At 70.8% G+C, this 10,331-nt stretch carries 14 protein-coding genes and 2 pseudogenes; 13 read left to right on the forward strand and 3 right to left on the reverse strand.

What is annotated here, in order from left to right:
- Positions 1–227: 227 nt before the first annotated feature.
- From B9S61_RS16695 to B9S61_RS16710, 4 genes are read left to right on the forward strand one after another with little or no spacing between them, the layout of a single operon-like run.
- Positions 228–647, forward strand: a complete 420-nt coding sequence (locus B9S61_RS16695; RefSeq protein WP_103542989.1) for a roadblock/LC7 domain-containing protein — start codon at positions 228–230, stop codon at positions 645–647.
- Positions 644–1,000 carry a DUF742 domain-containing protein gene (locus B9S61_RS16700; RefSeq protein ID WP_103542978.1) on the forward strand — a complete coding sequence of 119 codons (357 nt, stop codon included), beginning with the start codon at positions 644–646 and terminating at the stop codon, positions 998–1,000. The genes B9S61_RS16695 and B9S61_RS16700 overlap by 4 nt, the downstream gene beginning before the upstream one ends.
- The gene (locus tag B9S61_RS16705; RefSeq protein WP_103542979.1) at positions 981–1,598 is read left to right on the forward strand and encodes an ATP/GTP-binding protein; all 618 of its coding nucleotides are present in this window, start codon (positions 981–983) and stop codon (positions 1,596–1,598) included. Before B9S61_RS16700 ends, B9S61_RS16705 begins: the two co-directional genes overlap by 20 nt.
- Positions 1,595–2,857 carry a cytochrome P450 gene (locus B9S61_RS16710; RefSeq protein WP_103542980.1) on the forward strand — a complete coding sequence of 421 codons (1,263 nt, stop codon included), beginning with the start codon at positions 1,595–1,597 and terminating at the stop codon, positions 2,855–2,857. Before B9S61_RS16705 ends, B9S61_RS16710 begins: the two co-directional genes overlap by 4 nt.
- A gap of 150 nt (positions 2,858–3,007) precedes the next feature.
- Here the strand turns inward: B9S61_RS16710 and B9S61_RS16715 are convergent, their stop codons facing one another.
- The 3 genes from B9S61_RS16715 to B9S61_RS16725 form a co-directional block, all read right to left on the reverse strand.
- The gene (locus tag B9S61_RS16715; protein ID WP_103542981.1) at positions 3,008–4,234 is read right to left on the reverse strand and encodes a cytochrome P450; all 1,227 of its coding nucleotides are present in this window, start codon (positions 4,232–4,234) and stop codon (positions 3,008–3,010) included.
- Positions 4,235–4,424: 190 nt separating this feature from the next.
- Complete coding sequence (locus B9S61_RS16720; RefSeq protein WP_103542982.1) at positions 4,425–4,640, reverse strand: DUF397 domain-containing protein; 216 nt, start codon at positions 4,638–4,640, stop codon at positions 4,425–4,427.
- Positions 4,637–5,500: a helix-turn-helix domain-containing protein gene (locus tag B9S61_RS16725; RefSeq protein ID WP_374936218.1), complete on the reverse strand. Its 864-nt coding sequence runs from the start codon at positions 5,498–5,500 to the stop codon at positions 4,637–4,639. The genes B9S61_RS16720 and B9S61_RS16725 overlap by 4 nt, the downstream gene beginning before the upstream one ends.
- 204 nt (positions 5,501–5,704) lie before the next feature.
- On the opposite strand from B9S61_RS16725, the gene B9S61_RS16730 reads away from it, so the two are divergent.
- From B9S61_RS16730 to B9S61_RS16770, 9 genes and pseudogenes are all read left to right on the forward strand, one after another.
- A complete protein-coding gene (locus tag B9S61_RS16730; RefSeq protein ID WP_181007393.1) occupies positions 5,705–6,244 on the forward strand; it encodes an ATP-binding protein in 540 nt (179 codons plus the stop codon).
- 65 nt (positions 6,245–6,309) lie between these two features.
- Complete coding sequence (locus B9S61_RS16735; protein WP_103542985.1) at positions 6,310–6,567, forward strand: hypothetical protein; 258 nt, start codon at positions 6,310–6,312, stop codon at positions 6,565–6,567.
- A gap of 11 nt (positions 6,568–6,578) precedes the next feature.
- On the forward strand, positions 6,579–6,947 hold the full coding sequence (locus tag B9S61_RS16740) for a hypothetical protein (RefSeq protein ID WP_103542990.1): 369 nt from the start codon (positions 6,579–6,581) through the stop codon (positions 6,945–6,947).
- Between the two features lie 29 nt (positions 6,948–6,976).
- Positions 6,977–7,189, forward strand: coding sequence for a type II toxin-antitoxin system Phd/YefM family antitoxin (locus B9S61_RS16745; RefSeq protein ID WP_181007394.1), 213 nt, complete (start codon positions 6,977–6,979; stop codon positions 7,187–7,189).
- A 56-nt stretch (positions 7,190–7,245) separates the two neighbouring features.
- Positions 7,246–7,419 carry a 3'-5' exonuclease gene (locus B9S61_RS16750; protein ID WP_258039690.1) on the forward strand — a complete coding sequence of 58 codons (174 nt, stop codon included), beginning with the start codon at positions 7,246–7,248 and terminating at the stop codon, positions 7,417–7,419.
- Between the two features lie 77 nt (positions 7,420–7,496).
- Positions 7,497–7,826, forward strand: a pseudogene (locus B9S61_RS16755) (hypothetical protein); the annotation flags it as partial.
- 157 nt (positions 7,827–7,983) lie between these two features.
- Positions 7,984–8,472, forward strand: a complete 489-nt coding sequence (locus B9S61_RS16760; protein WP_103542987.1) for a pyridoxamine 5'-phosphate oxidase family protein — start codon at positions 7,984–7,986, stop codon at positions 8,470–8,472.
- 57 nt (positions 8,473–8,529) lie between these two features.
- Complete coding sequence (locus B9S61_RS16765) at positions 8,530–9,519, forward strand: aldo/keto reductase (RefSeq protein ID WP_103542988.1); 990 nt, start codon at positions 8,530–8,532, stop codon at positions 9,517–9,519.
- 107 nt (positions 9,520–9,626) lie between these two features.
- A pseudogene (locus tag B9S61_RS16770) lies at positions 9,627–10,331 on the forward strand (RNA-guided endonuclease TnpB family protein); the annotation flags it as partial.

The following is a 10,331-nucleotide window of genomic DNA, read 5'->3' on the forward strand; positions in this document are numbered from 1 at the left end:
CGCCCCGGAGAAGCCGGGTCGGGTACGCGCCCCGGAGAAGCCGGGTCGGGCACGCGCCCCGGAGCCGGACCGGGCGCGCGCCCCGAGGCCGAGCCGCCGACGGCTCCGTAGTCCATTCCCGCCCGTACGGAGTCCGGGGCGACGGCGCCCCGTCCCGCTCGATTTCGTGAGATAGGAGGAACGGGCCGGTGGCCGGTCAGCCGGACACCACCGACCCGACACCCATCATGCAGACCACCGACAACAGCCTCAGCTGGCTCCTGCACAGTCTCCTGGAGCAGACCCCCGGCGCACGGCACGCCCTGGTCCTGTCCCGCGACGGCCTGAAGCTCTGCTGGAGCGAGCACCTGACGCTCGACCGGGCCGACCAGCTGGCGGCGATCTGCTCCGGCATCCAGGCCCTCGCCCAGGGCGCCTCCGTGGAGTTCGGCGACGGCACCGGCGGCGTCCGGCAGTCGATGACCGAGTTCCACGGCGGCCTGCTGTTCATCGTGGAGGCCGGTGCGGGGGCACACCTCGCCGTCATCGCCGGGGAGGACGCCGACCCCGGCGTCGTCGGCCACCAGATGACCGAGCTGGTCGAGCAGATCGGCGAGCACCTGCGGGCGGAACCGCGGGACCAGGCAGCGGTGAGCGGCGCCTCGTGACGCGTAAACCCGTCGACACGGGGGACCCCGACCGGCTCTACACCGTCACCGGCGGACGCAGCCGCGCCGACGAGCCCTTCGACCTGGTCACCCTCATCGTCAGCGAGTCCGGACCGGTGCCGGGGATGCAGTCGGAGCACGCCAGGATCCTGGAACTGTGCTGGCACCCCACCGCCCTCGTCGAGATCGCCGCGGAACTCGGGCTGCCGGTCATGGTGGTGCGGATCCTGCTCGGCGACCTGCTGGACACGGGCCGCATCACCGCCCGCCACCCGCGCGCGGCACCGTCCGTCGCCGCCATGCCCGATTCCGCTCTACTCCAAGAGGTGCTCCATGGGCTCCGCAACCTCTGAGCTGCCCTCCCACCGCACACCGCTGAACGACACCGCAGAGACCGGTCTGAAGATCGTCGTCGTCGGCGGGTTCGGCGTCGGCAAGACGACTCTGGTCCGCTCCGTGAGCGAGATACGGCCGCTCAACACCGAAGAGGTGATGACCCAGGCGGGCGTGGGAGTCGACGAGACCAGCGCGGTGGCGGCGAAGACCACCACGACGGTCGCGTTCGACTTCGGGCGGATCAGCCTCAACGACCGCATGGTCCTGTACTTGTTCGGGGCGCCCGGCCAGGAGCGCTTCTGGTTCCTGTGGGACCGGCTGTTCTCCGGCACCCTGGGCGCCGTCGTCCTCGTCGACACCCGCCGGATGGACGACTCCTGGTACGCGATAGACAGGCTGGAGCACCACCGCACGCCCTTCGTGGTGGCCGTGAACCGGTTCGACGAGGACACCGACCGCTACTCCCTGGACGAGATCCGCCAGGCGCTCGCCCTGCCCGCACACGTGCCGATGGTCGACTGCGACGCGCGGGTCCGCCGGTCCGGCAAGGACGTGCTGATCACCCTCGTCAACCACCTGCACGCCATGGCCATCGCCCAGGAGGCGACACTGTGACCGACCCCGGCTACCCCTCCGCGCCCCCCGCGCCCCCGGGCTGTCCCGCGCACGCCGGCGCGGTACGCCTGGGAGGGCTCGAGTACCAGCAGACGCCGTCGCAGCTCTACCGCGCGCTGCGCCGGGAACACGGCTCGGTCGCACCGGTGCTGCTCGACGGCGACATCCCCGCCTGGCTGGTCCTCGGCTACTCCGAGCTGACGTATGTGACCAGCCACGACGAGCTGTTCGCGCGCGACTCGCGCCGCTGGAACCAGTGGGAGAACATCCCGCCGGACTGGCCGCTGATGCCCTTCGTCGGATACCAGCCGTCGGTGCTGTTCACCGAGGGCGAGGACCACCGGCGGCGGGCCGGAGTGATCACCCAGGCGCTGGAGGGCGTCGACCAGTTCGAGCTGTCCCACGACTGCCGGCTGATCGCCGACGACCTCATCGCCCGGTTCTCCGGCAGCGGCCAGGCGGAGCTGATGGCGGACTTCGTGCACGCTCTGCCCATGCGCGCCGTGGTGCAGATGTGCGGGATGCCGACCTCGGGCGAGGACACCCGCCGGCTCGTCGACGACCTGCGGATCTCCCTGGACGCGGGGGAGGGCGACGACCCGGTGGCCGCGTACGGCAGGGTGGGGGAGCGGCTGCGCCGGCTGGTGAAGGACAAGCGGGCCGCCCCCGGCCCGGACGTCACCTCGCGCATGCTGACGGACCCGGCCGGCCTGACCGACGAGGAGATCGTCCAGGACCTGATCTCCGTGATCGCGGCGGCGCAGCAGCCGACCGCGAACTGGATCTGCAACACGCTGCGTCTGCTGCTGACGGACGAGCGGTTCGCCGTGAACGTGTCGGGCGGCAGGCTGAGCGTCGGCGAGGCGCTCAACGAGGTGCTGTGGCTGGACACACCGACGCAGAACTTCATCGGGCGGTGGGCCGTACGGGACGTCCGGCTGGGCGGCCGGCAGATCAGGGCCGGTGACTGCCTGGTCCTGGGGCTGGCCGCGGCCAACACCGACCCGCAGATCTGGCCCGAGGGACACGTGGGCGCGGAGAACGCCGCGCACCTGTCGTTCAGCAACGGCGAACACCGCTGCCCCTACCCGGCTCCGCTGCTGGCGGACGTGATGGCGCGGACGGCGGTCGAGACACTGCTGGAACAGCTGCCCGACCTGGTGCTGGCGGCGGAGCCGGAGGAGCTGAGCTGGCGTCCGTCGATCTGGATGCGCGGCCTCGACGCACTGCCGGTGCGGTTCACGCCGGTGATGCAGTAGCGCGCCCTTCCGGCTCCCTCGGCAAGGCCCGGCCCGCAACGCGGTCCGGTGTGGTCCGGGGCCGACCGGTTACGGGCAGCCGGCTGGGAGCGGCCCGTACGGGGATCACCACCGTACGGGCCGGAGCGCCCGCGTGGACCGCCGGCCGGGTCAGCCGCTCACGGGGGTGAAGCGCACGGGGAGGCGCTGGGGTCCGCGCGTGAACACGCCCTGCTCGGCCGGCTCGAACCCGTCGGCGAGCCGCATGTCCGGCATGGCGTCGAGGAGCTGACCGACGCCCACCTCCACCTCCGCCTTGGCCAGCAGCGCGCCGACGCAGAAGTGCCGGCCGAGCGCGAAGGCGAGATGGTCCGCGGCGGCGGAGAACGCGGTCGTGGTGGTGAGGTCGTCGCGGAGGATGTCGAAGCGGTCGGGGTCGCGGTAGCGGCTCTCGTCGCGGTTGGCGGCACCTATCAGACAGGTGACGGTGGCTCCGGCGGGTATGGTTCCGCCGCTGAGCTTCACCTCCGTCGCGGACTGCCGCATGATCATGTGGACGGGCGGGGTGAACCGCAGAGTCTCGGCGAAGGCCCGCGGTATCAGGGAGCGGTCCGCGCGGACGGCGGCGAGCTGTTCGGGGTGGAGCAGCAGGTTGGCGAAGATGCCCGCGATGGCCTTGTCGGTGGTCTCCCCGCCGGCGGCGAGCAGCAGACTGCAGAACGCCTTGACGTCCTCGTCGCTCATCCGCACCCCGTCGACCTCGGCGGCGCACAGCGCGGACAGCAGGTCGTCGCCGGGGGTGTCACGCCGTTCCCGGATGATCGGCAGCATGTACTCGGCGAACTCCACCCGCGTCCGCTCGCCCGCCGCCGTCACCCCGGGGTCGCCCGACAGGTTCCCGAGGAACGCGATGACGGCCGTGTACCAGCGGTGGAAGCGGTCGTGATCGCCCTTGTCCAGCCCCAGCATGTCGGCGATGACGTTGACCGGGAAGCGGGTGGCGTAGTCGGCGACCAGGTCGGCGGATCCGGTGTGCCGGAAGCCGTCGACCAGCTCGCGCGAGTTGCGCTCGATGACCGGCAGGAACTTCTGCTCCAGCTCGCTGCCGCGGAAGGCGGGCGCGACGAGCGCCCGGCGCACGGCGTGCTCCCGCCCGCTGAGCTGGAGGATCGTCTTGCCGTGCACGGGCTCGATCTGCCAGGCGTAGTTGTCGGTGGTGAACTCCCCGGCCTTGTCCTTGAAGACGCGCTCGACGTCCTCGTACCGCGAGACGACGTAGCTCTGGGTGGCCTCGTGCCAGATGAGGGGCGCGGTGTCGCGCATGACGCGGTAGGCGGGATAAGGGTCGGCGGCGAACTCGGGCGAGAGGATGTCGGGCACCTGCTGGGCGGTGGACATGGGGCTCCCTGTGCTCGTCATGTGGTGTACCGCACAAGGTTATTGATCAACCATCAGGTACGACAGGGTGCCGGGTGACCGACCGGCGGGGGAGCGGGTATCGGCTGAATATCGCCCCTGGCGCGCCTGCTGCACAGGAGAGCCCTGCCGTCCGAAAGGAACCGGCAGGGCTCTCGCGACCGTACGAGTGTCAGACTCTCTGCTCCGAGGAGGCCGGCCCGACGAACCCCGCCCACGCGTCGCGCGAGACCGTGAGGACGGGCCCGGCGGCGGCCTTGGAGTCCCGGACGTGCACACCTGCCGTACCGGTTGCGACCTCCACACAATCGCCGCCCTCGGTTCCGCTGTAGCTGCTCTTGAACCAGGCGAGGTGGGAGGCGACAGTTGAGGATTCAGCGTTGTTCATAGCGATCCCAGCACCCCTTCGATGATCTCCAGTGACTCTCGTGGCGAGAGAGCCTGTGATCGGATGATCCCATAGCGCGCGTGTGCGAGAGTCGCTTGTTCGGGGTCGGTCTGCAAGGAACCAATGCCTTGCGCTTCGGCGTACACGAACCTCTTGCCGTCCTTGCGTGTGACAACAGTGAACGGCCCGTTCACGCCCGCGTTGTCCTCGGCTCCGACCGGCATGAGTTGGATCTCGACGTTACGCATCTGACCGGCCAGGAGCAGGTGCTCCAATTGTCCTCGGAGGACGTCCGCCCCGCCGTACGGACGCCGTAGTACCGACTCATCCATGACGAAGCTCAACAGCGGTGAGGGGGTCCGGTCGAAGATGTCCTGCCGGGCCAACCGGGCCGCGACCCGTTGTTCGGTGGTCTCCTGGTCCAGGGGCGGGCGCCGCATCGCAAGCACTGCCCGCATGTAATTCTCGGTCTGGAGCAGCCCCTTGACGACAAGCGTGTCGTAGGCGAGCAGCTCAATGGCCTCCTTCTCCAAGGTCGCCATCCCCTGAAAGAACACCGGATACTGAGCCCGCTCCACCTCCTCCTTCCACACGCACAGCAGCCCACCCGCCCCCAACACCTCATCCGCCCGCTCGATCGTCGGGGGCGACGGAATCCTCCGCCCCTGCTCGAACGACGCGACCGTGGCCGCCGAGTACCCGATCCGGCTCCCGAACTCCGCCCGGTCCAGCCCCTCCCGCAGCCGCAGCGTCTTCAGGGTCTGCCCGAACGCGGCGATCACACCCTTCCCACCGCCGTCCTCGGGACGGCACACACCGCCCCCACCGTCGTCGCTCTCCCACCCGTCCCCGACGCTCACGACCGTTCCGCCGTCCCCGCCGCCCGCCAGGGTGTCCGCACCCGTACGCCTCGTCACGGACCACCGCCTTTTCCGGCCCAACGCGCCCGCCGGGGACGACGTCACGCCGCACGCTTCGTCCTCGCGCCGACATGTCGCGTACAGCAGCCCGCGTCGGTGCGTCACCACTGGTCACGCTACGCGACCAACGGGACCGTAGTCGGCATGCTGAACAACCCCGCCGGCCTCACCGGCCCCGGCCGACTCGCCACCCCCACATCCGACTTGGGCACCACCCCACCCGCACCTGCGCCGGCGACCCGCACCTTCGCGATGCGCTTCACCTCCACCCCGCGCGGAGCCCGCCTCGCCCGCCACCTGGTGGCCGTCCGCCTGGACGCCTGGGGCGTCCCGTACGGCACCGACGACCACGACGCGATCGTGCTGATCACCGCCGAGCTGACCGCGAACGCCGTGCTGCACGGCACCGTCCCCGGCCGGGACTTCCACCTCCGCCTCGCACTCCTCCCCGCCGGACCGCGCCCCGCCACCGTCCGCATCGATGTCACCGACACCCGGGGTGAACGAGTCCCGCCCCGACCGGGCGCCCTCCAGCCTGAGGTCCCCGCCGTCGACGAAACCGGCCGGGGCCTCCTCCTGGTCACCGCGCTCGCCACCAGCTGGGACTGGCACCCACGCCCGGACGGCCCGGGCAAGACGGTCTGGGCGGAGCATGAGATCACGGCTGGACGGGTGGCCTCGTGATCACGGGCACTGGACGGGTACGTATCCGTACCCGTACTCTGATCGTCCGGTACGAAGGAGGCATCATGTCCGACGCCAACGTCCGCATCCCCGCCGAGGCCCGAGACAGGCTCGCCCGGATAGCTTCTTCCGAAGGCATGTCCCTGCGGGGTTACCTCTCGCACCTTGCGGAGACGCTGCTCACCCCCGAGGAGCGTGCGGAGAGGGCCGAGCAGGCCCGCGCCGCCCTGCGCGAGTGGAACGGCTACGACCCGAGCGCGAGCGAACGGGCGGGTCTCGACGCGGAGCTGGACCGGCGGTTGAGTGAGGCGGGCGCCAGGTGACCGCCGAACCCCTGCACATCGTCCTCGACGACACCGCGATGGTCGCGGCCGGGAAGGGCAACGCGCTCGCCTCCCGGCTGATCCACCGCGCCCACGCCGAGGCGGGCTGGTTCCTCTACGCCCCTGCCTGCGCCCTGGTCTCGGCCGACCGCGTACGGCCGGGCACGGCGGAGCACTTCGCGGCGCTCCCTGGCATCACCGTCCTGGAACTGGACCTGCCCGCCGCGCTCGCCGTGGCCCGTGAGACCTCCTGGGCCCCGGCCCACACCCGGTACGCCGCCGAGCCGACGGCGGAGCGGCCGAACGGTGCGGTCATCGCCACAACGGCACCCGAAACGTGGAAGGGACGGTCCGTACGCCTCATCGACCTCGGCCCCTGACCGCTCGCACCCCCGATACCGTGCACCACATGCACATGGAGACGACCGCGCGTGAGTTCACCCGGAACGCCTCGAAGTACCTTGCCGCCGCCGAGCGCGGCGAGCGGATCACGGTGACCAGGAACGGGCGGCCGGTCGCCGTACTGTCGCCGGTCACGGAGAAGCCCGTACTCGATCACCCCACGGAGCCGATGGGCGACGGCGATATCCCCGTGTTCCACAGCGGCGCCAGAACCTCCTGACCTGGCTGGCCGCGTCTCCGGCGCGAGGCGTGCGCCGGATATGAGGGACCGTACGCATCGGCACCATGCACCGGTTCAAGGGACTGGAGTTCCAGCGGGTGTTCCTCACGTCGGTCGGGGACGGCCGGGTGCCGCACCAGCGCATCGAGCAGTACCGGGTCACGAACCCGGACCGGTACCGGCAGGAGGAACGACGCGCCCGCTCCCTGGTGCCCACGAGGTGTCGGTGAACGCCGGGCCGCGGAAAATGGGCTGAACCGAGAGTTTCCGGCCGGTAGGTTTCCTGGTGTTCGAAGGGGGAGCCGACATGGCGAAGCTGAACCAGATCATCGCGGTCGAGAAGGGTGTCAAGAGCAAGTCGCTCCAGGACATCACCGCAGCGCACCACAGGGTGCAGAAGCCGGCGCTGCTGGCCGGGATCTCGCGTACGTACCAGCCGAAGGACGAGGAGGGTGAGCAGCTGCCGCCCGAGTCGACGCGGGTGCAGGTGCAGGGCGAGGACGTGCTGCGGGAGATGGCCGCGTCGCTGACCCGGCTGTTCGACGTGACCGCGACCAAGGACTGGGCGAACTGCGCGGCCCGCGCGGACGTGACCGTCGACGGGCGGACCGTCGTCGCCGATGTGCCGGTCAGCTTCGCCTTCACCCACCCGACATGGCCGCAGGCGGCCCACGACCTGGCACGGCGCCGACGGGACGGAGGAGAGGACGTGGGTGTCACGCCCCGGACGCGGACGACATGATCTCGCCGCGGCATGCTGGAATCGCCATGCGGCCTGGGGTGTTGGTCACGGCATGACACAACGACCGGGCCCTCGACCTCTCTCCGACGAGGCCCTCTCCGACCTCCTCGGCAAGCAGCGGTTCGGCACGCTCGCCACCGTCAAGCGCAGTGGCCATCTGACGACCATGGTCTACAGCTGGGACCCCGACGCCCGTATCGTGCGGTTCTCGACGACGGCCGACCGGATCAAGGTGGTGCACCTACGGCACGACCCCCGGGCGGCGCTGCATGTGCAGGGCGGCGACGTGTGGTCGTACGCCGTCGCGGAGGGCGAGGCCGAGGCTTCCGGGATCACCGCGGTCCCCGGTGACGCCGTCGGACGGGAGCTCCTCGGGATGATCCCGGAATCCGCGCGGCCGGAGGACGAGGACGCGTTCCTGGAGGAACTGGTCGCCGAACGCAGGATGGTCATCCGGCTGAAGGTGGACCGGCTGTACGGGACGGCCCTCGACATCGACGGAGAGGGTCCCGAAGTCGCGTCGGGGTGCCCGTGCCGCTGAGGGCGGTCGCCCTGTGGCTTGCGTTCGCGCGCGCTCGAAGTCCTAGCGTTCCTGGCCATGGACACCACACGCACACTGGGCCGCAGCGGTATCGAGGTCAGCGCCGTCGGGTTCGGCTGCTGGGCGATCGGCGGCGAATGGCAGGACCCCGGCGGACAGCCCCTGGGGTGGGGCACGGTGGACGACCAGGAGTCGGTACGGGCGATCCGGCGCGCCCTCGACCTGGGCGTCACCTTCTTCGACACCGCCGACGTCTACGGCACCGGGCACAGTGAGGAGGTGCTGGGCCGGGCGCTCGGCCGCCGCCGGGACGAGGTCGTCGTCGCCACCAAGTGGGGCAACCTCTTCGACCCGGACACCCGCACCCTCACCGGCGGCGACGACTCCCCGGAACACCTCCGCCGCGCCCTGACCGCCTCACTGCGCCGGCTCGGCACCGAGTACATCGACCTCTACCAACTCCACCTCGCCGAAGCCGGCATGGGACGGGCGGCCCGGCTGCGGGACGCCTGCGAGGACCTGGTGACCCAGGGGCTCATCCGGTCGTACGCCTGGAGCACCGACGACCCGGAGCGGGCCGCCGTGTTCGCGAGGGGGCCGCACTGCACCGCCGTGCAGCACGCGCTGAACGTGCTCGCCGACGCGCCGGAGATGCTCCGGCTCTGCGAGGAGGCCGATCTCGCCTCCGTCAACCGCAGTCCGCTCGCGATGGGCCTGCTCACCGGGAAGCACGCCGGGCGGGGAACGCTCCCGGAGGGGGACATCCGCAGCCGGCCACCCGCCTGGCTGCGAGGGTTCGGTGCGGGGTCGGGCGCGGACCCGGAGTGGCTCGCGCGGGTCGAGGCGTTGCGGGACGTCCTCACCAGTGAGGGGCGCACCCTCGCCCAGGGTGCCCTCGCCTGGCTGTGGGCGCGCAGTCCGCGCACCGTGCCGATCCCCGGCTTCCGGTCGGTCGCCCAGGCGGAGGAGAACGCCGGGGCGCTGGAGAAGGGCGCGCTCACGGGCGAGCAGATGACCGAGGTGGAGCGCGTTCTCGCCTCCGGGTAGAGGCCGGGCGGTGAGTGGGCGCCCGGTCCGGCCACACCTGCGACGGAACCGCTCGGTCACTCCTGGCGGAGACTCCGTCGGCCCGGTCCCCGGGACCGGCTGCTTCCACGGCGGGACGCTGGTTCGTGTCCCTGCTGTGCGAGGACCCCTCCGTCCGGCCGCTGCCTGTCAGTAGCAACGCCGTCGGCGTGGATGTCGGCCTGGACCACCTGCTGACCCTCTCGACCGGGGAGAAGATCGCCAACCCTCGGCACGAGCGCAAGGACCGGGCCCGTCTCGCGAAGGCTCAGCGGCAGCTCGCCCGTAGGGCCAGGGGTGACGGGGCGAACCGGGCCAAGGCCCGCCGGAAGGTCGCCCGTGTGCACGCCCGCATCACTGACCGCAGGCGTGATCACCTGCACAAACTCACCACTCGGCTCGTTCGTGAGAACCAAACGATCGTGATCGAGGACCTGACCGTCCGGAACATGATGAAGAACGGCAGGCTGGCCAGGGCCATCAGCGATGCGGCCTGGTCGGAGTTCCGCAGCATGCTGGAGTACAAGGCGCAGTGGTACGGCCGCGAAGTGATCGCGGTCGACCGCTTCTTCCCCTCCTCCAGGCTGTGCTCGACCTGCGGCGCCTTGCAGGGCAGGATGCCGCTGAACGTCCGTACGTGGACGTGTGACTGTGGAATGACCCACGACCGCGATGTGAACGCGGCGAAGAGCCTTCTGGCCGTCGGGCTGACGGCATCTGTCTGTGGAGCTGGTGTAAGACCTCAACGGAGTACTCCGGGCGGGCGGTCGGCGGTGAAGCAGAAACCCCAGCGG

This window comes from Streptomyces sp. SM1 (genome assembly GCF_002910825.1).
GTDB classification, from domain to species: Bacteria; Actinomycetota; Actinomycetes; order Streptomycetales; family Streptomycetaceae; genus Streptomyces; species Streptomyces okerensis.